This window comes from Sphingosinicella sp. CPCC 101087, from assembly GCF_004151485.1.
Classification (GTDB): domain Bacteria; phylum Pseudomonadota; class Alphaproteobacteria; order Sphingomonadales; family Sphingomonadaceae; genus Allosphingosinicella.
This window is the reverse complement of the sequence record NZ_SBFF01000016.1, coordinates 1-22,756: the sequence shown is the minus strand read 5'-3', so window position 1 is coordinate 22,756 and position 22,756 is coordinate 1. Positions and strand designations below refer to the sequence as shown.

The 22,756-nt window shown below is 66.1% G+C and carries 18 protein-coding genes; 4 read left to right on the top strand and 14 right to left on the bottom strand.

All coding sequences use genetic code 11. The features are described from left to right. The first annotated feature begins 48 nt into the window (after window positions 1–48). Together EKM57_RS20635 and EKM57_RS20630 are read left to right on the top strand one after the other, a co-directional pair. Window positions 49–1,323 (top strand): aromatic ring-hydroxylating dioxygenase subunit alpha, encoded by a 1,275-nt coding sequence (locus EKM57_RS20635; protein WP_129794427.1) that lies wholly within the window; start codon window positions 49–51, stop codon window positions 1,321–1,323. A 202-nt stretch (window positions 1,324–1,525) separates the two neighbouring features. Then, complete coding sequence (locus tag EKM57_RS20630) at window positions 1,526–3,220, top strand: FAD-dependent oxidoreductase (protein WP_129794426.1); 1,695 nt, start codon at window positions 1,526–1,528, stop codon at window positions 3,218–3,220. A gap of 34 nt (window positions 3,221–3,254) precedes the next feature. Here the strand turns inward: EKM57_RS20630 and EKM57_RS20625 are convergent, their stop codons facing one another. From EKM57_RS20625 to EKM57_RS20565, 14 genes are all read right to left on the bottom strand, one after another. Next, complete coding sequence (locus EKM57_RS20625) at window positions 3,255–4,253, bottom strand: amidohydrolase family protein (RefSeq protein ID WP_129794425.1); 999 nt, start codon at window positions 4,251–4,253, stop codon at window positions 3,255–3,257. Then, on the bottom strand, window positions 4,250–4,924 hold the full coding sequence (locus tag EKM57_RS20620; protein ID WP_129794424.1) for an RraA family protein: 675 nt from the start codon (window positions 4,922–4,924) through the stop codon (window positions 4,250–4,252). The genes EKM57_RS20625 and EKM57_RS20620 overlap by 4 nt, the downstream gene beginning before the upstream one ends. Next, window positions 4,924–5,586 carry an RraA family protein gene (locus EKM57_RS20615; protein WP_129794423.1) on the bottom strand — a complete coding sequence of 221 codons (663 nt, stop codon included), beginning with the start codon at window positions 5,584–5,586 and terminating at the stop codon, window positions 4,924–4,926. The genes EKM57_RS20620 and EKM57_RS20615 overlap by 1 nt, the downstream gene beginning before the upstream one ends. A gap of 7 nt (window positions 5,587–5,593) precedes the next feature. Then, window positions 5,594–6,604, bottom strand: a complete 1,011-nt coding sequence (locus EKM57_RS20610; protein ID WP_129794422.1) for a protocatechuate 3,4-dioxygenase — start codon at window positions 6,602–6,604, stop codon at window positions 5,594–5,596. A gap of 221 nt (window positions 6,605–6,825) precedes the next feature. Beyond that, on the bottom strand, window positions 6,826–8,157 hold the full coding sequence (locus tag EKM57_RS20605; protein ID WP_243451171.1) for a nitrate/nitrite transporter: 1,332 nt from the start codon (window positions 8,155–8,157) through the stop codon (window positions 6,826–6,828). Between the two features lie 180 nt (window positions 8,158–8,337). Beyond that, window positions 8,338–8,508 carry a hypothetical protein gene (locus EKM57_RS22050; RefSeq protein WP_165357587.1) on the bottom strand — a complete coding sequence of 57 codons (171 nt, stop codon included), beginning with the start codon at window positions 8,506–8,508 and terminating at the stop codon, window positions 8,338–8,340. Between the two features lie 90 nt (window positions 8,509–8,598). Continuing rightward, window positions 8,599–9,459: a kinase gene (locus tag EKM57_RS20600; protein ID WP_371414162.1), complete on the bottom strand. Its 861-nt coding sequence runs from the start codon at window positions 9,457–9,459 to the stop codon at window positions 8,599–8,601. Then, window positions 9,456–10,424 carry a D-glycerate dehydrogenase gene (locus EKM57_RS20595; protein WP_129794421.1) on the bottom strand — a complete coding sequence of 323 codons (969 nt, stop codon included), beginning with the start codon at window positions 10,422–10,424 and terminating at the stop codon, window positions 9,456–9,458. Before EKM57_RS20595 ends, EKM57_RS20600 begins: the two co-directional genes overlap by 4 nt. A 157-nt stretch (window positions 10,425–10,581) precedes the next feature. Beyond that, window positions 10,582–11,010 (bottom strand): Zn-ribbon domain-containing OB-fold protein, encoded by a 429-nt coding sequence (locus tag EKM57_RS20590; protein ID WP_129794462.1) that lies wholly within the window; start codon window positions 11,008–11,010, stop codon window positions 10,582–10,584. A gap of 10 nt (window positions 11,011–11,020) precedes the next feature. Next, window positions 11,021–12,193: a thiolase family protein gene (locus EKM57_RS20585; RefSeq protein ID WP_129794420.1), complete on the bottom strand. Its 1,173-nt coding sequence runs from the start codon at window positions 12,191–12,193 to the stop codon at window positions 11,021–11,023. A 3-nt stretch (window positions 12,194–12,196) separates the two neighbouring features. Next, window positions 12,197–12,997, bottom strand: coding sequence for a crotonase/enoyl-CoA hydratase family protein (locus EKM57_RS20580; protein ID WP_129794419.1), 801 nt, complete (start codon window positions 12,995–12,997; stop codon window positions 12,197–12,199). After that, window positions 12,994–15,138, bottom strand: a complete 2,145-nt coding sequence (locus EKM57_RS20575) for an acetate--CoA ligase family protein (protein WP_243451170.1) — start codon at window positions 15,136–15,138, stop codon at window positions 12,994–12,996. The genes EKM57_RS20580 and EKM57_RS20575 overlap by 4 nt, the downstream gene beginning before the upstream one ends. A 97-nt stretch (window positions 15,139–15,235) precedes the next feature. Beyond that, window positions 15,236–18,163 (bottom strand): TonB-dependent receptor domain-containing protein, encoded by a 2,928-nt coding sequence (locus EKM57_RS20570; protein ID WP_165357586.1) that lies wholly within the window; start codon window positions 18,161–18,163, stop codon window positions 15,236–15,238. 108 nt (window positions 18,164–18,271) lie between these two features. Beyond that, a complete protein-coding gene (locus tag EKM57_RS20565; RefSeq protein ID WP_129794417.1) occupies window positions 18,272–19,000 on the bottom strand; it encodes an SDR family oxidoreductase in 729 nt (242 codons plus the stop codon). A 207-nt stretch (window positions 19,001–19,207) separates the two neighbouring features. Here EKM57_RS20565 and EKM57_RS22820 point away from each other — a divergent pair, with 207 nt between their 5' ends. Together EKM57_RS22820 and EKM57_RS20555 are read left to right on the top strand one after the other, a co-directional pair. Then, window positions 19,208–21,535, top strand: coding sequence for an acyl-CoA dehydrogenase family protein (locus EKM57_RS22820; RefSeq protein ID WP_129794416.1), 2,328 nt, complete (start codon window positions 19,208–19,210; stop codon window positions 21,533–21,535). Then, window positions 21,522–22,756, top strand: a 1,235-nt coding sequence (locus EKM57_RS20555; RefSeq protein WP_129794415.1) for a thiamine pyrophosphate-requiring protein, incomplete at its 3' end; no start/stop codon positions are given. The genes EKM57_RS22820 and EKM57_RS20555, both read left to right, overlap by 14 nt.

The window sequence follows — 22,756 nt, the reverse complement described above, 5'->3', positions numbered from 1 at the left end:
GAACAAAGTGGAGCCGGGCGTGGCTGCGGCTCCGCGGGAGAGGAAGAGATGCTGTCCGAGGAACAGAACCAGCTGTTGACCCGGGTCGGCCCAGGCACCCCCATGGGAGAATTGCTGCGCCGCTACTGGCACCCGATCGGTGGCGAAAGCGAGTTCGAGAAGCGCACGACCAAGGCCGTCCGCATCCTCGGCGAGGACCTGGTCCTCTACAAGGATCTGTCCGGCAATTATGGGTTGGTGGACCGCCACTGTCCGCACCGCCGCGCCGACATGGCCTATGGAATGGTCGAGGAATGCGGCCTCAGATGTTCCTATCACGGCTGGCTGTTCGGCCGCGACGGCAAGTGCCTCGACCAGCCCTATGAGGAAACCGCCAACCCGTCGGGCCGGTACAAGGACCGGATCACGATCAAGTCCTACCCGGTCCGAAGCAAGGGCGGGCTGCTCTGGGCCTATATGGGTCCGGCGCCGGCGCCCGAGCTGCCGGATTGGGAGCCTTTCTCCTGGAACAACGGATTCCGCCAGATCGTGATCTCCGAACTGCCCTGCAACTGGCTTCAGGGACAGGAGAATTCGATCGACCCGATCCACTTCGAATGGATGCACGCCAATTGGAGCAAGCGGCTGCGCGGCGAGCTCGGCCCTTACGGGCCCAAGCACCTCAAGATCGACTTCCGCGAATATGAATATGGCTTCACCTACAATCGCATCCGCGAGGACACCGACGAGAACCACCCGCTGTGGACGATCGGACGCGCCTGCCTCTGGCCCAACGCCATGTTCACCGGAGACCATTTCGAATATCGCGTGCCGGTCGACGACGAGAACATGCTGAGCATCGCCTGGTTCTTCACGCGGGTGCCGAAGGACCAGGAACCCTACGAGCAGAACTCGATCCCTGTCTGGTACGGGCCGATCAAGGACGAGAAGGGCGAGTGGATCACGAGTCACGTGATGAACCAGGATTTCGTCGCCTGGATCGGCCAGGGGAGGATCTCCGACCGCACGCAGGAGCATCTCGGCCTGTCGGATAAGGGCGTAGGCATGATGCGCCGCCAATTCCTGCGCGACATCGAAAAGGTCAGGAACGGCGAGGATCCCAAGGGCGTGATCCGCGATCCGACAATCAACGAGAGGGTGCCGTTGCCCACGATCGACCGCGAAGCAGTGACCGAAGGGATGACCGCCGAGGAGATCAAGGCGGGCGGCGCCCTGCACCTCAAGCGCTTCATCTTTCAGTACGGCCAGCCCGAGGCGGTGCGCCTCCTCCAGGAGCAGGCGATGGGGATCGCGCAGGATTCCAAGGGCTATGTAGACGCCTAGGCGTCGGCTCGATCTTTCTCCTCCCATCCAGGGGGGAAATCTGCCCGGCCGGAGCGATCCGGCCGGGTTTCTTGTGCCCAACGCCGGCCGGGTCCCCACACCTCGGGCGAGGTCCGGCCATCCCTCCTAACTGTAATACACTCTGTTCATAATATGTATTTTCATCTATGACCGGCTCGAACTCGGACGCGGAGGAAGAAGTATGCCGGTGCTGGGCCAGGAGGGCGCTTTCAGCGCGTCGCTGAAGCTGGCGAAGAAGAAGGACGTGGTGGTCGTGGGCGGCGGACCGGCCGGTTGCGTCGCGGCGCTGAGCGCGGCGCGCAACGGCGCCGACGTGATGCTGATCGAGCGCGTCGGCTATCTCGGCGGCATGATGACCGGCGGCGGGATCGGCGGGATCGGAATCAACGGCTATATCATCGAAAAGGGCGTCGGGACCGAGGTCGTGAAAGGCATCTCGCTCGAGATCCTCCACCGCATCCAGGCGATCGGCGGCGCGCCCGAAGGCCCGCCCACCGCGCGTCACCCCACCGACTCGGTGATGATGACCAGCCTCCTCGACGAGATGATGGAAGAAGCCGGGGTCGACGTGCTGTTCAACACCGTCGTGTTCGACGCTTTCGTCGACGACGGATGCGTCAAGGGCGTCGCGATCGCGAACAAGTCGGGCGGCCAGGTGGTGACGGCGGACGTCGTCGTCGACGCTTCGGCCGACGGCGACATCGCCGCGCGCGCGGGGGCACCCTTCAACCATGGCCGCGAAGAGGATGGACGTCATCATGGCGGCTCGATGGACATGCAGATCGGCGGAATCGACATCGACAAGCTGATCGCCTGGCTTCGCGCCCAGCCGAACCTCACGCAGGAGGAGCGCGAGGAGCTGGAGCGCGAGCGCTCGGAACTGATGGGCGGCGGTCGCCCGGCCAACGTCTACAAGTCGCTCACGGGCGAGACGATCTATCAGGAGCCCGTCGTCCAGCCCACCGACTGGGACGAGGTCGACCGCATCCGGGCGGCCGGCGGCATCCCGAAGCTCCGCCTCTCGCCGGCGGCCGGCGGTCCGATCCCGGGGAAGGCCACCGCGCCCAAAGGCCCGGACGGCAAGTACATGCCGCTTCCCGCCGGACTCGACCGCGAATGGGTGGACTATATCAAGGCGGGCAAGGTGCCGCTGCTTCTGGGCGCGGCGGAGCCGGTCTATCCGCCGCCCCGGTTCGGCAATCTCGGCATCTTCCGCCACGGAAAGATCCGCCATGGCCAGATGATGTCCGGCGTCTACGAGGTCTGGTACGACCACACCGACGAGGAGGAAGTCAGCAAGTCGCTGATCTACCGCCGCAAGCTCAACCGCGTGTACCTCAACTTCCTTCGCGAGCGCATCCCCGGCTTCGAGGAGGCGTATATCGTCATGGAATCGCCGACCGGAGGCGCCCGCGAAGGCAGGCGCATCATCGGCGACTACATGCTGACGGAAGACGACGTGCTGACGGGGCGCCGCTTTCCTGACGTCATCGCCAAGGGCGGTCCGCGCGGACCGGACCTGCACAGCGTCACCGGCCTTTGGGGCGACGGCGTCGCCTCGCCGTTCAAGGCGCCCTACGATATCCCGTACCGCATCCTCCTGCCCCGGGGCGTCGAGGGCCTTCTCGTCGCCGGCCGCTGCGTCTCGACCACCTTCGCAGCATTGGGCGCGGTCCGCGACCAGGCGACCTGCATGTCTATGGGCGAGGCCGCCGGCGCCGCTGCCGCCATCGCGGTCCGGGCCGGCGTGGTACCGCGCGACGTCGACGTCACGGCCGTGCAGCAGGCGCTACGCGCTCAGGGCGCCTTGCTCCATATCGGGGACGAAGCGCCCGTTGCCGCCGCGCCCGAACATAGCCGGGCGGCATCCGGATAGGGTCGCGGGGCGAAGGCCGGCGCGAGACCGCCGTTCAGACGTCGAGGTTGAACACCTTCCTCGCATTGTCTTCGAAGATCAGCTTCTTGTCCGCATCGCTCAGGAAGTCGAACCTGGCGATGAAGGGGGCGATATGGTCCATCGTGTGACCGGTGGCAGGGTCGATGGTCGAGCCGACCCCCGGACATTCCGAACCGAAGAGGCAACGGTCCGGCCCCACCGTCTTGATCAGGAGGCGCAGCGCCTCTTCGGTGTAGAGCACGGTGTCGAAATAGAGCTTCGCCATACGCTCCGAGAACAAGTGCTTGGTTCGCCGCGACTGGGACTCGAAACGGCCGAGCTGATAGGGAATCGCGCCGCCCCCATGGCTGACGACGATCTTGAGCTCCGGGAAATCGTCGAGCACCGACGATGTGCAGAGATTGTAGGTCGCGATCGTCTCTTCGTTGATGAAGTGAAGCGAATAAGGCGTACGCTCGGATTGCGAGCCGGTGGCATGGATGTGGGCCGGCAGGTCGAGCTCGCAGAGCTTTTCGTAGAGCGGATACCAATAACGGTCGCCGAGTGGCGGAGCCTCCTCCTCGCCGTTTTCATAGGGGTCCGGGTTCAGCAGGAAGCCCTTGAAGCCCATCGAGGCACAGCGATCCATCTCCGGAAAGCAGGCCTCGATCGGCTCCCCCGCCGCCTGGGGCAAGCCGGCGACGGGAATGAACAGGTTGGGCAGCAGCGTGCACTGGCGATGGATGATCGTGTTCACTTCCTCGCAGAACCAGTGGACCAGCCGCGCCGGCTTGGCCGAGTTCATCATCTGGAACGGCCGCGGAGAGATGAGCTGCAGATCGGTGCCGTGGCTGTGCAGCAATTCGACATGGCCGTCGGGCCAGGTTTCCTTGTGATGGGCGGCCGCCATCAGCTGCTCGTCCGTGACCCTGACGCCGCCCCGCCCATGCGAGCCGCGATGCGCGAGCAGGCCCGCTTTGTACGCCCAGAGCTCCACCGGCGCGCTGACATGGCCGTGGCAATCGATGATCATTCCGAGCGTCCCTCTTGTTTCTGTCTTGTCTGAAGCTGGTGGTATTTGAACTGGGCGCGGGCCTCGTCGAGGCGCATGCCGCCCCGGCAGGCCTCGCGTATGCGGGCCTCGGCGTCCTGTATCTCCTCGGCTGCGCCGAGCACGTCCGTCTCGTGCGCCTGTGGAATGACGATCACGCCGTCCGCGTCGCCGCGCACGATGTCGCCGGGCGCGACGCGGGCGCCGCCGATCTCGACCACGCAGTCCGTCTCCTCGACCTGGACGCGGTCCTTGCCCGTCCTCATCCAGTGGCCGCGGCTGAACACGGGATAGCCGAGCTTGCGACAGAGCGCGACGTCACGGTTGATTCCGTCGATGACGGTTCCGGCGAGGCCGCGGCGGTGGGCGATCTCGGTCAATATGTCACCCCAGATCGTCGCGTCCTCTCGCCCGCCATTGTCGATCACGACGACGTGGCCGACCGGCACGTCGTCGATATAGTCGCCGACCGTCCCTGGAGGCGTCGACGCCGGGCCGCATCGCATCGTGAAGGCGCGCCCCGCCATGGCAAAGTCGGGATCTCGTCCTGCGATCCGGTAGCATTGGCCGACGATGCCGAGCCGATCGAGCGCGTCGCTGAGCGTCGCCGTGTCGAGCGCGCGTGCGCGCGCCACATTGGGATCGTCGCTCATCAGTCCCGTCTCAGCATATATTCGTAGCTGGCGCCGAGCACGGCGGACGCCGCCTCGCCGGTATCGAGTCGGCGCGTCATCTCCGCCTCGCGCGCGGCGATCTCCTCGGCGGCGGCCAGGACGCGCTCGATGTCCTCTGGTGCCACGAAGACGGCTGCGCTGGAATCGCAGATCACGTAATGGCCCGGCTCCACGGTGACGCTGCCGACCTGTATCGGCACGTCGGTCGCTTCCTCATGGACGCGGTTGCGCGCGGTCCGCGCGGTATAGCCACGGCAGAAGACGGGAAAGCCGATCCCGCGCGCCTCGTCGACATCGCGTGCCAGCCCTTCGCAGATCACGCCGGAAACACCCTTGTGCTGGGCTCCGCGCGAGAGAATGCCGCCCCAGCAGCCGGCGTCGATGCCGGTCGACTGCTCGACGACGATCACGTCGCCGGGCTCGCTCGCATCGATCGCCGCGGCGCCGAGATGAACGGGCGGCCGGCCGGGGGGCGGCGTGCCGGCCTTCAGCTTGACCGTGTGCACGCGGCCGGCAATGCGCCGGCCGGGAGAGGCGGAGCGGAGTCCGGTGACGCATCCCGGCAGGCCGAGCTTGTCGAGCGCGTCGGAGACGGCGCAGGCATCGAGGCGGCGGAGGCGTTCGGCATTGGGATCGCTCATGTCCAGCTCACTGCCAGGCGACGAAGCCGTTGGCGGTGCCGGTCCCGGCTTCCGAGCGGTAGCAGGGCTCGTAGCCGACGACATCGCCCTTGAGATCGGTGTCGAAGAGCGCGCCAGCGGCAGCGATCCACGTCTTGAGCTCGGACGTGCCGGACTGGAGATACTTGTCTTCTATTCCGCAGAGGGTCTCCGCATCTCGGGTGCGAAGCGCCTCGAAGAACATGCGGTCGAACGCCTCGTCGATCACGAAATGGCTCATGCCGCCCGAGCCGAACACGGCGACGCGCAGGTCCTTGTCCCAGTTCCTGATCGCTGCGCCCACCGCCTTGCCCAACTCGAAGCAGCGCCGCGCCGTGGGCTGGTTGGGAGGGAAGAAGGTGTTGATGATGATGGGCAGGTTCGGGATCACCTCGTCGCGCATGATCTGCCGATAGATGAAACCCAAGGAGTGCGGCGCGCCGCTCGACCAATGCCCCGGCGGCTCGGGCAGCTTCTTGGAGACGGCCAGATCCCAGCCCTGCGGCACGAGCGAGTTGCAGACGTGGAGGCCGAGGTCCGGCAGGCAGGGATATTCGCGCCGTTCGGGCGGGCTGTGACCCGGTTCGGCCTCGTGAATGCCCGGCGGCATGCGCGCCGCCTGTTCCTCGCTGGCCGGCTGGTCCCAGATCGTGTCCCCCAGGTAAACGGTGATCGCCGGGGTGATGTCCTCGAGGAAAAGCTCCCTCTGATCGTTGCCCATGATCACCGCGACGTCGATCCGGGCGGCGGCGAAGCGGTCAGCCATCTCCTCGATCGATCTCTGGCAGGATGCGGCCTTGCGCTCCCGCTCGGCGAGCGAGCTCGACTCCGCAAGCCCCTCGTCCTTCCTCAGCTCGACCAGCGAGTCAAAGTCGTACACCCGTCCGCGGAAGGGATGCCTGTTCTTCCTGTCCGCCGATACGCGCAGCAGCCACTGCTCCGGCGTCGTGGAAAGGGTCGGCCCGTGCGACGTCCACATGCCCAATGCGATCTCGGCCATAATCCTCGTCCCTGACAGTCTATTTAGTAGACTGAGTAAACAATTACGGTGCGCTGCGCAACGGCCTCCGGCAGTTCGATCGCCGGAGGAACCGCGCGGAGATGCCGATCGTCAGCCATATGCGCGCCGACAGCTGCGTCCCAGACGATTCTTCCCGCGGGTCGCGAAGGTTCCGGCCGATGACGGACCGTCGGGACGGCCAGCGCCCGGCGCTGCACGGCTCAGGCGCCGCCGATCGCAACGCGCAGGCGGTCGCGGTACAGGGGGCGCACGAACCACGTGAGGAGGAAGGCGGCGAGGAGCGCCAGGACCGAGAACAAGGCGAATCCCAGATCGTAATGGCCGATCTGGTCGTAGATGAAGGCCAGGGATATCGGCCCCGCCGACGATCCCAGGGCAAAGCAGCCGGTGACGATCGGCAGGACCTTGTCCATGTTTCTCGGCCCGAAGACATGTTTGGCCAGAACCGGGCCCTCGCACACGAGTCCGCCATGGGCGAGGCCCAGCACGCACGCGAAGATTATGGCGGTCCAAAGATTGCTCACCGTGAAGGCGATTAAGACCATTGCGGCGATCAGCAGGTACCAGATGGCGATTCCCTTCACCGAATAGACGTCGAAGAACTTGCCCGCGATGAACTTGGCGAGCAGGCCGATGAGGGCGGTCAACGAGAGCAGCCAAGCGGCGGTGCCGCGGCTGAGGCCCACCTCCTGGACGAAATAGAGCTGCATGTTTTGGAACAGCCCCTGGTCCACGCCGGCAATGACGAAGATGCCGACCATGATCGCCCAGAACATCGGCTTGCGGATCAGCTCGCCGTAGGTAGCCGGTATGTCCGCCGCGCGCGTGGCCTCGACCAGCTCCGGGCTCGGCGGAGGGCCCTTGGCTCCCACCGTTTCGGGGAGCAAGTCCTCCTCGGTCGGATTCAGCTTCGTGAAAAGGACGAGGGGCACCGAGATGGCGAGGATGGAGACGCCGATCAGCGCGTAGGTCGTGCGCCAGCCGAGGTCCGGCAGCAGCGACGCGATGACGATAGGAAAGACCACGCCGCCGGCGCTCGATCCCACCAGGGCCATCGCGCCGGCAAAGCCGACATTGCGGATGAACCAGCGCGCGACGAGCAATTTGATGCAGAGCAGAACGGCCCCCTGCCCGAGGCCGATCAGGAATCCCGCGAGGAAGTAGGTCGGGATCGAATTGACGTTCAGAAACGTGAAGAAGCCGAGCGCCTGCAAGGTCAGGACGGTCAGAAAGACCGGTTTCAACCCGAAGCGCTGCACGGCCGGCCCGATCAGCAGGATGGCGACGACCGCGCCGGTGATCCCCTTCCATGCATAGATCCCGGTTGCCTGCGTTCGCGTCCAGCCGAATTCCGCAATCACTTCGTTGTAGAGGAGCGACATGGAAAGGGTCGGGCCGCCGAAGGAGAAGAAGAAGATGACGAAGCCCGCCGCCACCACCCACCATCCGGGATAAGCAAGGCCCCTCTTCAGCGCGATCGGAGCGGGACCGGAGGGCGAAGCGGGGGTCGTCGGAAGCTCGGTCGTCGCCACTAGTCTGTTCCTCTCCCTCTCCGGTCGCCGCGGTGCCTTCCGGCCTCCTTATTCCGCAGCGATCGCGATGGCCTCTCGTGACCCATGCAGATCGAAAGCGTCGAGCTTCGTCTGGTCGAAAATACCGCCCCGGCGACGATAGAGTGGAGGCTTCATCTTGGCGGCGATCGCGATCCCCATCTACCCGGCCCGCGCGCCGCCGACCTCACGGAGCCGGACGACGTTGCCGTCGCAAATCTCGATATGGCCCGTGCGGCCCTCTTGGGCGGGCATGCGTCCAGTCCACACAGCGGCCGGCAGCATGTAGGGATCGTGATGATCGTCGCATGAACTGAGCAGGTGCTCGCTCATCCCTCTCTCCACCGCGCTTGCCGCCGCCTGAAGCGCCCGGCGAAGCTGTTTGTATTATGGTTATATCTATCCCTGTCGATAGCGGCCGAGTCAATCCACATAGTTGTCTCGAACAACCAGTCCAGCGATCGCCTGGGCCTCGTCCAGATGAACCAGGAGGTCCGCCCGTGCCGGCAACGTCGCCGCAAGGTGGCGGGTCAGCCGCTCGTAGTGGCTGACGAAGCGAGCGAGCTCCGAATCATCCATGCCCGCCCTCTTCCCTTCGAGGGCGCGAAGCTTGCGCTCCTGCAGAGTCCGCCACCGCAGGACGCAATCGAAGGACGGCGCACGCAGATAGACGAGGAAGCCGATCCGGTCGAACAGGGTGCGATAAGGGCCGGCGACGAAAGCATTGACCTGGCGCCGCCAGATGCCCGCCGGGTCCTCCTCCGCCTCGAGCCGGTTGATCGGCGCCGCCAAGGCCGTCTCGTCCTCAGGACCCGCGCCGACACACCATCCCTCGAGCAGAACGACCCCGGCCGACCGTGGGAAATTGTCCCACTCCGCTGGCGGCCGCCGCCGGTCCCGTGCCTTGTCGAAGCGCGGGATGTTCCCGCCCCCGGCAAAGAGCCGGTCGATTACATCGAGTCCCAGCGCCACGTCGTGGGTTCCCGGCACTCCGCGCGTGGCGAAGAGCGGATGAAGGGCCGTCGGCCGGTCCTCGCGATCGAGATAGAGATCGTCGAGCGAGAGCACGGCGGTGGGCAGACCTGACTTTTCCAGCAAGGCCGCAACGAAGGCGGCCATGGTCGATTTGCCGCTCCCCTGCGGCCCGCTAATGCCTGCGAGCAGGGGTCCGTTCCCCGCCCGCCCGGCGATCGCAGCGGCGACTCGCCGATAATGTTCGACCGAGGGAAAGGGCACGGGGAGCCCGAGCGTGCGCGCGATGGCTTCGAGCGCATCTCCGGTCAAGCGACCCGGTCCGGCGGATTTCGGCCTTCGAAGAAGGCGTCGAGATTGGCGGCCACGCGCATTCCCATGGCGACACGCGTCTCGACCGTCGCGCTGCCGAGGTGCGGGAGAAGCACGACATTCTCCAGATCCAGCAGGCGCGGATGGACCTGCGGTTCCGCCTCGTAGACGTCGAGCCCGGCCCCGGCGAGCCGCCCCTGCGCCAGCGCGTCGGCCAACGCCGCCTCGTCGATCACCGTGCCGCGCGCCGTGTTGACGATCCGCGCATGCGGCCGCAACAGGCTCAGCCGCTGGGCGTCCAGGAGATGGTGCGTGGTCGCCCCACCGGGTGTGTGGATCGAGAGAAAGTCGACCTCGGGCAGCAGAGCCTCGACCGTTTCCACATAGGCGGCGCCCGTCTCCGCCTCGACCTCGGCGGGTGCGCGGCGGCGACCATGATAGAGAATGCGCATGCCGAAGCCGTGCGCGGCCCGGCGTGCGGTCGCCTGGGCAATGCGCCCGAAGCCGATCAGGCCGAGGGTCTTGCCGGAAAGCTGCCCGCCCATGAGCTGTGTCGGGTTCCAGCCCTCCCACCGGCCGGCGCGGAGCAGCCGCTCCCCTTCCCCTGCCCGGCGCGCGATCATCAGCAGCAGGGTCATTGCGATGTCGGCCGTGGCATCGGTCAGCACGTCCGGCGTGTTGGTGACGACGAGCCCGGCCGCCTTTGCGGCCTCGCTATCGATGTGATTGGTGCCGACCCCGAAATTGCCCAGGATGCGAACACGGAGCGGCCGGGCAAGCACCTTTGCGTCGATTCTGTCCGTCACGGTCGGGCATATCGCGTCGTAAACCCGGCAAGCCTCTGCCAGGTCTTCCGTACACATGGGCACGTCGGCCTCGTTGCGCGTCAGGTCGTAGAGGCCGGCAAGATGCGCCTCGACCTCGGCAGGCCAGCGCCGGGTCAGCAGCACGCGCGGCCGCATCATCTAGCCCTTCGCAAGCACACGGCCGCGTGCAGGGAATATGCGGGTCGCCCGATAAGCCTGGACCATTTCGGGCGGGGGCCTAACCTGGTTCGGGCGGCCGCCGTCCGCAACGTCGGGTGCGACCGCGACCCTCGCTGGCACGAGGTGGGATCCGCCATCACCGGTCGGGCTCGAACAGCAGGAGGTGGCGGCCGTCGGGGAGCGGCTGCCAGCAGGGCTTCACGCGAAGGCCGATCCGCACCTCCTCGAGTGGGCAGCGGATCAGGTTGCTCATCACGTTCACGCCCTCGTCTAGCGTCACCATCGCGAGCAGATAGGGCTCGTGGTCGCGGAAGGGCGGACGGGCGCGGCGCACGATCGTGAAGCTGAACACCTGGCCGCGACCCGAAACCTCGCGCCATTCGAGATCCGCGCGAAGGCCGCTATAGATGCTCGTCGGGCGTGGATAGAATTGCCAGGCGTCTGCGGCCCGGTCGTACTGTATGACCAGCTTCTTCTCGCGCGTCGCTGCCCAGAAGGGCCGGGAGAAGCTGCGCTCCGGCGGCAGCGGGCGCTCGATCTCGAACAGGTCGTTCACTTCGCGCATCGCCGCCACCTCATGCATCCGGAGTGAGGATCAGGACGGTGCTGGTGTTCCAGTTTCGCCCATAGGGAATTCCGCCGATTCCGGTGACCAGCGCGTTGGCCTTGTTCTTCACCTGCCGCGCTCCGCCCTCGCCGAACAGCTGCCGCACCGCCTCGACCAGGTTGGTGCCACCGCCAGCCAGTCCGCACTGTCCGGCGGAGATCTGCCCACCCCCAGTGTTCAGCGGCAGGTCTCCGGAGAAGAGGAAATCTCTCTCGTGGATGAATCCCGCACCCCGGCCGTGCGCACAAAAGCCCAGCATCTCGAGCTGCATCATGATCGCGATGATGAAATCGTCATAAGGGTGGAAGGAGGCGATGTCGGCGGGCTCGAGGCCGGCCTGGGCAAAGGCCTTCTCGCCGGCCGCGCGGTGGCCGGTGACGGTGGGATCGACGACCGACTGAGCCGCGCCGAAATTGGTACGCTCGCCATAGCCGACTGGGACCGCGATCTTGCCGAAACCGCGCTTCTCGACGGTTTTGCGCTTCGTCATAATGAGCCCGCTGGCGCCGTCGCACGGCATGACGCAATCGAGTAAGCGGATCGGATCGTTGATCATCCGCGAGTTCAGATAATCCTCGACCGTGATCGGCTTGCGCAGTTTCTCGCAGGCATTGTCGTTCAGCACAGCGTGCGCGCGCTGGGCGACGGCCAACTTGCCGAGCGCCTGGAAGTCGAGCCCGAAATACCCGTCATAATATGAGCTCAGCATACCGAAAGCATTGGGCGCGCCGAGATAGCCATAGGGTGTGGTCCATTCGGCTCCGTAGGATCGAGGACGCCCATTATTCTCGGCGACCGCCGTGTCGGCGAAGAGGCAGAGCACCGTCTCGCACAGGCCCGCATCGATCGCGGCGCTGGCGCGGGCGACCGCACCAAGCGGCGAGCTGCCGCCGATGTCGACCGTCTGGCAGAAGTCCAGCTCCAGCGCGAGCTGGTCGGCCGTGGTCTGGGACCAGAAGATGTTTCCAGCCCCGGTCGAGGAGGAAGAGAGGACGAGCCCATCGATCTCGGCTTTTTCGAAGCCGGTGCGCTGCAGCAGAGCTTCGAGGATCTCCGCCCCGAGTTCCCAGACGTCGACCTCGCTCTTCGGGACGATCTTGGTTTCGGCGTATCCGACGATGGCGGAATCGTGCAGGGCCATCGTTCAGCCTTCCTCGTCGTCCGGTTCGCGAGGCGGGGCGGCGACCTTGTTCTCGCCGCGATCGAGGAAGGCGGCGATCCGCTTGGCGCCCTCCTCGTTGCGCGCGCCGCCGCTGACCAGCCCTTCGAAGAAGAGACCGTCTGCGTGGCCCATGTCGTTGAGCCGGGGCAGGCCGGCGCAGATCGCCCAATTGGTGTTGGGCGGATTGCTCGCGACGAGCAGCGCCAGTTCCTTCGCCTTCGCCAGCGCCTGCCCCGCAGGCACGACATATTGGCAGAGATTCGCCCGTTCTCCCTCCGCGGCGCTCAGCACTCGCCCGGTCAGCATCATGTCGGCCATGCGCGCATAGCCGACCAACCGCTGGATGCGTACCGCGCCGCCGCCGCCGACGAAGATGCCGCGTTTGCCCTCGGGAAGCGCAAAGAAGGTGGTCTCGTCCGCTACACGGATCTGGCAGGCCGAGGCGATCTCCAGGCCTCCGCCGATGCAGGCGCCCCTCAGCGCCGCCACCCACGGTATCGGTCCGCGCGCGACGAGGTCCAGCGGCACCGTCCAGCGACCCCGCTCCCAAGGCTTGATCGGCTTGCCCATACGCGAGGCGGCCTCGGCGAGGTCCAGTCCGGCCGAGAAATTGTCGCCGTGCCCGAAAAGGATGCCCACCCGCGCTTCCTGAGCGGCCCGCTCGAAGGCCGCATGCAGCTCGGCCATGACCGCGCTACTCACCGCGTTGCGCTTGGCTGCGCGGTTGATTCCGACGAGCGCGGTCTCTCCGTCCAGTTCGTAGGTCGCCAGCGGCTCGCTCATGACGCGGTCACCACGAGCGCATCGACGGCGGTCAGCCCTTCCCCTTCACCGTGGACGAATACCGGATTCAGGTCGATTTCGACGATCCGGGGAATGGTCATCATGAGCCGTCCTACCAAGCTTGCGATGCGCGCGACCGCCGCCACGTCCCGAGGTGGGGAACCGCGGAACCCACCGAGCAGCTTGGCGCTGCGCAGCCTACCCAGCTCTTCGACAATATCCGCCTCTGCCATGTCGGCGGGTAGCAGACGCACGTCACCCAATGCCTCGACCCAGACGCCCCCAAGCCCGACCAATACGACCGGACCCCACCTGGCGTCACGCTTAGCCCCCACCATCAGCTCAAGTCCCCTGGGCGCCATTCGCTCGACCAGCACACCGTCGAGCACGAGGTCGGGCTCAGCCCTGGCAATATTGTCATGAAGGGTCCCCCAGGCGGCAGCGAGCGCGTCCGCATCACCGATGCCGAGCAGCACGCCGCCCGCTTCCGTCTTGTGGGCGAGCGCGCCGGCCTGTGCTTTCACCGCGACCGGATAGCCGACTCGCCCGGCGATCTCCTGCGCTGCGGCGAGGTTCTTCGCGAGGCCGCCTCGGGGGATCGGCACGCCGATAGCTTCGAGAAGCTGCTTGCCGAGCCATTCCGGCTGTGCCCCGACGCCGAGTTCCGGGAGATCGCCGAACGACGCATGCGACACCGAGCGCGCCGCACGCTCCAGGTTGCGGCCATGATGCGTCACGCGCGCCAGCGCCCGCATCGACCGCTCGAGCGAGCGGCTGAGGATGAGGCCGTTCTCCCGCACGGAGGCCTCGAACGCCTCGTTCATCTCCGGCGCCGGGAAGCCCAGTATCGCCGGCTTCTTCTGCCCCTTCAGCGCTGCGATGAAGTGCGGGGCATAGACGGCCTGCGACTTCGCCGTACCGCTGTTGATCGCGATGAGCACGCTGCCGACGCCTTCGTCCTTGATAAGCGCCGAGGTGCCGATACCGGTCAGCTCAGGCTGCCAAATGGCCTGCGTACCGAGGTCGAGGGGGTTCCTGGGAGGTATGTAGGGTGGAAGCTGGGGCGCGAGCTCGGCCGCCGACTCATCCGTCAGCGGCGGTAGTTCGAGCCCGAGATCCTCGAAGAAGTCGTGCGCGATTGCGCAGAAGCCGCCTGAGAAAGTGAGCACGCCGGGCCCTTGGGTCGGCGCCTCGGGATAGCGCGCGAGCAGCTCGACGACGTCGACCCATTCTTCGAGAGTGTCGACCAGCACGACGCCGGCACGTTCGAGGTGAACGCGCATTGCCGCATAGTCTCCGGCCAAGGCGCCCGTATGCGACTGGACCGCGGCCTTGCCCTTCTCACCCCGGCCCGGATGAATGGCGACCAACGACTTTCCGGCCGAACGCGCACGCGCTGCCGCAGCGAGAAAGCCTTTCGGGTCGCGAACCTCCTCGAGATAGAGGGCGATCACCCTGGTTGCCGCGTCTTCGGCGAAGAAGTCGATGAAGTCGGCCATGCCGACGCCGGCCTCGTTCCCGGTGGCTACCGTATAGGAAACGGGCAGGGCACGAGCCGCCAGCGTCAGGCTCGCATAGGCCATCAGCCCGCCGCTCTGCGACACCATCGCTACGGCCGGATTCCTTCCGTCCTTCGGCACGAGCGCGACCTTGCGGGCGTTGGCGAAGCCGATGGGCAACCCGTCGACGAGATTCGTGTAGCCGAGACAATTTGGCCCGAGCAGGGCGATCCCTGCGTCGTTTGCGATCGCGACCAGCTCGTTCTGCGCCGCATGGTTGCCGACTTCCGCAAAGCCTGACGAAAAGACCGTCACGGCGCGTACGCCGCGCCGTGCGCAGGCCTGAAGCGCCTCCTTGACGCCCGCGGCCGGCAGCGTGAACACCGCGAGGTCCACGCCCTCCGGCAGATCGTCGATACTCTGCTTGACGGGGCGTCCGTCTATCTCGCCTTCGGCGCGGCCCACGATATGAACGCCGCCAGCGTAGCTGTTGAGTCCGAGGTTCGCGAGGACGGTGCGGCCGGCGGTCCCTGGCTTGGAGGACACTCCCACCACGGCGATCGAGCGCGGGCGCATGAAAATCTCGACCGCTTCGGCTCCGCTGAGCGCAGGAGCACCCCTACCCGTTTCAGAACCCGTCATTCGCACATTCCGTTCTCAATGGACCGCGACCCCGGAACATGGCCGGGCCACAGAAGGTGCAAGCACCAACGGCGCAGCACCGCCGATGCCGTGAAGGTCAGAACCCGAAGCGCAAGCCGACTTTGTAGCTGCGCCCGATCCTATCGTAAAAGCCGGCGACCTGCGTGTTGGGGAACGGCGGCTCCGCATCGAGCAGATTGTTCACCACGAAATAGAATTGAAGGCGGCGCTGTCCCTCGTCGATGACGTTGATCGTGCCCGACCAGTTCAGATAGAATCGGGAATTCACGTTCATGTCGAGGACCGAAATGGGGGACGCCGGATCGTAGTCCGGATCGCCGGGCTGGACGAGCGTCGCATCGACGATGCCGCCGTCGATCCAGCGCGCCATCAGGGTCGTCGACCAACGCGAAGTCTCGTAGCTGACGCTGCCGTTCAGCTGCCAGGTCGGCACGCTGGTCGCGCCGAGATTGAGGCCGGAGGTGAATCCGCCGACCTGGCCTGCGCGGTCGATCACGCTGCCGCGGGTCTGGATGACGCCCGCCGAGTCATAGGTGGGCTCAATGCCCAGCCCGTCGTCGGAAATGAGATCGGCCACATAGGTTCCGTAGAGACGGGAGACGACCTGGCCGGGGCCGGCATTGAAGCGATACGCCGCCTCGAAATCGACGCCGCGGGTGCGCAGCGAGGCAAGGTTCAGCAACTGCACGCTGACGGAATTGATTTCCGTGGCCGTGCCGGAGCCCGTCAGGCTGACGAAGTCGCAGAACGACCCAGGGCCGCCCGCCTGAAATTCGGCGAAGCAATTGTCGAGGATCTGCTGCGCGGGGAAGCTCGCGATCGCACCGCTGATGTCGATGTCATAGAAGTCGACCGAAGCCGTGAAGCCCGGCAGAAATCGGGGTGCGAGGACCGCGCCGATCGATAGCGTGTCGGCCCGTTCGGGAGCCAGGGTCGAGCTGGGCTCAAATATGACCGTGTACGAGCGCGAAGCGCCGCTGAACGGATTGCGCAGGGTCGATTGGGTCGAGCTCTCGGAGAACAGCTCCGAGCTGTTCGGCGCGCGAATGTCTCGAGAGCGTACGGCACGGAAGCGCAGGTCCGGGATGGGTTCCCAGGAACCGCCGATCTTCCACGTCGTCACGCCCCCCGACGAACTGTAATCGGTGTAACGGATCGCGCCATTGAGCTCGAGCGAGTGCAGGAAGGGCACCTCCCGGGCCAGAGGCACCACCGCTTCGACATAGGCGTCCTTGGTGTCGAACGCGCCTTCAAACGGTCGGGGATTGGAAAAATTGTACCCGCCGGCCTCGGCAATCGAATCGGAGATGGCCTCCGCCGTGTCGCGCCGATACTCGACGCCCGCCGCGACCGAGACCGGGCCGGCCCAGGTCGAGAAAGGCTCGCCGCGGATATTGGCAGCGGCTACCAGTTGGGTGAGCGTCACCTCATGGAACTGGGTTCCGTTCACATAGTCGATCGCTTCCGGCGACATTGCGCCGTTGCCGAATAGGTTGAGCGGAACGCAGCCCTCGGCGCGGGCGGCTTCGCTGCGACAGACGATCTGCCCGTTCGGCAATCGGATCGCGTCGTAAGCGAAGCCCCAGTTCCGCTGGATGCGCATGTTGCGGATCTGCCAGTCCGTCCGGTTCTCGCCATATTGGACATAACCGTCCCAGCCCCAGCCGCCGCCGAGATCCCCACTCAGACCGCCCGCGATGCGGTAGGTCGTATTGAAGTTGACGATGCGCACGGACGAATAGTCCGCGTTTGCGCGCCCCATCGCAAACGAGGTGATTCCGTTCGCATCCATGATGTCGGCGACTTCCGCCGGGAGGAACGCATTGTCGCGGCGGATGGTGATCGCGCGGGGACCCGCCGTCGCCGTGTCGCGCGGGATCGGCCCCGAATAGTTGGAACCCGAGCGGCCGTATGTTCCCTCCGCGAAGAAAGTGACGGCGTCGCTGATCTCATAGTCGAGATGCGCCATTGCGACATGGCGGTCCACCGGGAGGACCAGGGTGTGCCCAAGCCGCGGCGGCGTTCCCGCCGAGCTCGAGAAATTGTAAGAGGACCCGCCGGATTCCTCGCCATAATCGAAGTTCGCGACCACGCCGGGGCTCGGAAACCAGATGCCGCGCAGCACATCGGCGCCGTTTGCAGGATTGGTGTCGGCGTTGTTGCCGACGATCAGGCCGCCGGGCAGCGAGTTGATGAACCGGACGCCACCAAAATAGGCGCGCGACGGCGTTCCCGCCGGACGATTGTTCGAGAAAGTGACCACCTCCTCATAGCGGCGACTCCAGTCGCGATCCTCCCAGCTGTCCACGCCCTCGGAGCGGACGTAGTCGCCCCCTATCACGAAGTGGCCGCGGCCGTCCGCGAAGTCGGTACCCCAGGCCAGGCTCACACGACGCTCGAAATTGTCGCCTTCCTCCGCAATACCCAGCGAAAGATCGCCTCGAAAGCCCTGTAGCCGATTGTTGATGATGACGTTGACGACGCCCGAAACCGCGTCTGAGCCGTATGCGGCCGACGCGCCGCCCGTGACGACGTCGACCCGGTCGATCAGGATCGTGGGAATAAGGTTGAGGTCGACCTGACCGGTGGCCGCAGTCGGGACGTGCCGGCGGCCATCCACCAGCACGAGCGTCCTGATATTGCCCAGACCGCGAAGGTCCGCGAAGGTACCGCCGGACAGGTTCGACGACTGCGTATTCGTCTGGTTCGACACGCTGGGGCGAAACGACGGAATCTCGTTGAGGAAGTCACCGACATTGGCGAGGCCGCGATTGTCGAGCGCCTCGGAAGTGAGGACCGTGGTCGGCGTCGGCGCCTGGAAACCGTCGCGGGCGACGCGCGATCCGGTGATGACGATCGTCTCGTTGCCAACTGGCGCCTCCCCTTCGGCCGGAGATGGCGTAGCTGGCTCGGGGTTGGTGGTGTCCTGCGCGGAAGCGGGCACTGTCAGGGACAAGGTCGCGCCGACGGCGACCGATCCAAGCAACCAAGAGCGACGGTTCATTTTCCTCTCCCCGTGACGCCTGGAGCTCATCGAGCCCAGGTCATTTATGACTGCCGTACGATGAACTTGGAGACGGACGTACGACCATATTATTGTATGACCCAGCTTCTAACCTCGCCCGAGAAAGGGCATGGTCAGCGGCAGGATCGTGCTCTCGACGACATTCACATGATCCGGCAAATCCGCCATCGCCAGCACTGCGCGGGCCGCGACGTCGGAGCCGATCACCGTGCTTGGATCACGCGCGCCGCTCGACCGGACGAGCTCCGTCCCGACCACGCCCGGATGAAAGATCGACGATGCGATGCCGTGTGCTCGGCCATCGATCGCCAGCGAATGGTTGAGGCCGGCAAGCCCGAACTTGCTTGCCGCATAAGCGATCGTGTCGGGCCGCGGCACCTGCGCCGAAAGGCTGCCGATATGAATGATCCGCCCCGCCCCTTGGGCCTTCATGATGCGGAAGGCCTCACGCGCGCAGAGAAAGGCGCCGGTAAGGTTCGTGTCGAGCACCTCCGACCAGCGCTCCAGCGAAAGATCTGCGGTCGGCGTGTGATCGGCCACCCCCGCATTGTTGATCAGAATGTCGATGCGCCCGAAGCGATCCAGGCCGGCGGCGAACAGGGAAAGAACGTCGGCCTCTCGTCGGACGTCGCAGGCCACAGTGGCGACGGCGGCGCCCTTGGTCTCGATCTCCGCGGCGAGGCTGTCGAGCCTGTCCTTGCGCCGCGCGCCGAGCACGAGCTTTGCCCCCGCCGCCGCGAACTCGACGGCCACGGCCGCACCGATGCCCGAGCTTGCGCCAGTCACCACGACAACCTTGTCAGCGATGTAGTTCACGACAGCGCCTCTCCCGAGCCCTCGTACCGGTTGCCCTATGCTGGGCTTGAAGGTGAAGGCTGCGGATCCATTGTTGCGCGAATCGGTGCTAATGACAACTATGTTTCGCTAGGCGGTTTATATAAAGCGACTTGCGATGGGTCTGACGGCGACGCTGCGGCGGTCGCCACCGGGCCCTGTTTGGCAAGCGGCCGGCTGGGAGACGAGATGCAGACCGATGAAGAACAGGCGTTCGCGGAAGAAGTGCGCGCGTTCGTCCGCGCCGAGTGCCCCGAGTCGGTCCGCAACAAGGTCGTCGCCGGGGAGCGGGTCACCTCGGAGGAACGCCGCGCCTGGCATGCCGCTTTGTATCGGCGGGGATGGGCGGCGCCGCATTGGCCGGTCGAACATGGCGGTACCGGATGGAGCACGGTTCAGACCTACATATTTTCCGAGACTCTCGCCGAGGAGGGTGCGCCCGACTTGAGCGCCTTCGGACTGAAGATGCTGGCGCCGACCCTCATCCGCTACGGCACCGAGGATCAGAAGCGCCGCTATCTGCCCCGGATCCTCTCCGGCGAGGACTTCTGGTGCCAGGGCTATTCGGAGCCGGGCTCCGGCTCCGATCTCGCTTCGCTCAAGACGCGCGCCGAGTTCATCGACGACCATTGGGTGGTGAACGGGCAAAAGATGTGGACCACCATGGCGCACGAGGCGAACATGATGTTCGCGCTGGTCCGCACCGATCCGTCCGCGCCGAAGCCGCAATTGGGCATTTCGATGCTGCTCATCGACCTCAGCACAGCCGGCATCGACATCCGACCGATCATTCTGTTGAACGGCGAGCGCTCCACCAACGAAGTGTTCTTCGAAAATGTGCGCGTGCCCGCCGAAAATCTGGTGGGCGAGCCCCACAAGGGCTGGACCTACTCGCGAGTGGTGCTCGGCAACGAACGCCTGACGATCGCGCGCATCGGGCTCAACAGGCGGCAGCTCGCCAGGCTGAAGCGAGTGGCCGCGGCGGAGGGGCTGAACGATGCACCTTCATTTGCCGCGAAGGTCGCCGCTGCGGAGATCGATCTCGCGGCGCTGGAGGCAATGGCGCTCTCGATGCTGGACCGCGCCCGCGCGGGCGCGGAGCCGGGAATCGAAGCGAACATGCTGAAGATCAAGGGATCGGAATTGCAGCAGCGTCTGGCAGAGCTGCTCGTCGAGGCAGCGGGGCGACGCGCGGCTCCCTATGGACCGGGCGCTCATGACCCCGATCGGCCCTGGGCCGACCGGCTGTTCAAGGGTCATTTCGATGCCCGCGTGGTGACCATCTATGGCGGCTCCAACGAAATCCAGCGCAACATCATCGCCAAGACGCTCGGAATGGGAGCTTTGAACGGCATCGCCCCCGCCCCGACCGCCGCCGACGAAGCCGCGGAAGTCCTGGCCCTGCTCCGCCGATCGCTCGAAACGGTCCTTTCGCGACATTACGCCTTCGACCAGCGGCGCGATGCCTTCCACTCGCCGTCGGGCCATTCGGAGAGGGCCTGGGCCGCTTATGGCGAGCTGGGGCTGCTTTCCTTGGGATTGCCCGAGCAACATGGCGGCATGCCGGGCGGGCTGACCGAGATCGCCATGGCGGCGGAGCTTCTTGGCGGCGCCCTGGCGCTGGAGCCGTATTTGGCCACGATCGTGGCCGCGCGGCTGCTCGCTGCGGCGGGCACGCAGGATCAGCAGGCCGCCTGGCTGCCTGCGCTCGCCGCCGGCTCGGCCAAGGCGGCGCTTGCCCATCATGAAGGGGCCGGACGCCTGAGCGCTCCGGTCCTGGCGGAGGCGCGGCGAGACGGTTCGAAGTGGCGCCTCGCTGGCCGCAAGAGCGCAGTCGCCGGGGGTGATGCCGCCAATGTCTTCATCATATCGGCCCGCGCCGAAGGCGAGATCGGGCTTTTCCTCGCGCCGGCCGAAAAGGTCGCTCGCCGGTCGTATCGCTGCTTCGATTGGACCGGGGCTGCGGACCTCGATCTTTCCGGTCTCGTACTGCCGGCCGAAGCCCGCCTTGATGGCACCGAGGCCACCCTCGATCTTGCCCTCGATGAGGCGACGGCGCTCGCCTGCGCGGACGCGCTGGGCGCGATCCGCGCAGCCAATCGCCTGACGCGCGAACATGCCGCGACCCGCCGCCAATTCGGCCGCACGCTCGACAGCTTCCAGGTGCTGCAGCACCGGCTGGTGGACATGGCCATAGCCGAGGAACTGGCCGCGCCGATCACCCATGCCGCGCTTGAGGCCTGCCGCGGTGCGGACGCGACGGCGCGGGCCCGTGCGGTTTCGGCCGCCAAGGTCAAGCTAGGGGAATCCGCGCGCCTCGTCGGCCAGCAGTGCGTCCAGCTCCATGGGGGGATGGGGCTTGCCCAGGAATATCCCGCCTCCCATTACTTCGCGCGGCTCGGCCTGTTCGAACGGGCGTTCGGCGACGGCGACGATCACCTGCAGCGCTTCGCCTCATTGTCGCGTCTCCAGGCGAACGGCACGAACGAAAGGGTCAACACCCGTGAAATCCGCTGAAGCGATCGTCGAAGTCCTGAAGCGCGAGGGCGTCGAGACCTTGTTCGCCTATCCGCGCAATGCGGTGATCGAGGCGGCGGCCGCCGCCGGCATCCGCACCATCATCGTCCGGCAGGAGCGTACCGGCCTGCATATGGCGGATGCGCTGTCGCGCATGACTCGCGGCGAGCAGATGGGCGTCTTCGCGATGCAATATGGCCCCGGCGCCGAGAATGCGGTCGGCGGAGTCGCTCAGGCCTATGCGGAGTCGGTGCCCGTACTGGTCCTGCCCGGCGGGTTTCCGACCCGCAGCGCCCATGTGCCGGGAAACTTCAACTCGACCGCCGTTATGGGCCATGTTGCCAAACATGCCGAGCCGCTGACCGCCGCGTCCGAGATCCCCAGCGTCTTCCGCCGCGCTTTCACGGCTCTGCGCAACGGGCGACCTCGCCCGGTCGTCGTCGAGCTGCCGTCCGACGTGACCCACGGCCCGGCATTCGAAGGGCCGCTGGATTACGAGCCGGTCGTGCGCAGCCGTTTCGCGCCGGACGGCGAATCGATCGGCAAGGCCGCGGAAGCTTTGGTCACGGCCAAGCGGCCCGTCATATATGCCGGCCAGGGCATCCACTGGTCCGCCGCCTATGACGAGCTGAAAGAGCTGGCCGAGCTGCTCGCCGCGCCGGTCTGCACGAGCCTCCCGGGGAAGAGCGCGTTCGACGAGACGCATCCGCTCGCCCTCGGCTCGGGCGGCGCGGCGATGCCGAGGACGGTGCGCCATTTCCTGGACGAGGCGGACGTGATTCTCGGCGCCGGCTGCAGCTTGACCGAAACCGCGTTCGGAGTCGCCATGCCCAAGGGCAAGACGGTCATTCACGCAACGCTCGATCCCTCCGACATCAACAAATATGTGCCCGTGCGGCACGCCCTCATCGGCGACGCCAAGCTGACGCTGCGTGCGCTGATCGAAGCCTGCAGCGCTCGGCTGGGCGGAGCCGCGCGTGATCCTTCGGACATTGCGGCCGAGATCAGGTCGGTGGAGTCGGAATGGCTCGCCCGCTGGCTGCCGAAGCTTACCTCCGACGCGAGCCCGCTCAGCCCCTATCGTGTCCTCTGGGACCTCCAGAAGACCGTCGACGTCGCGGACACGATCATCACGCACGACGCCGGAAGCCCGCGCGACCAGCTCTCGCCCTTCTGGAAGACGATCGCGCCGCACAGTTACATCGGATGGGGCAAGTCCAC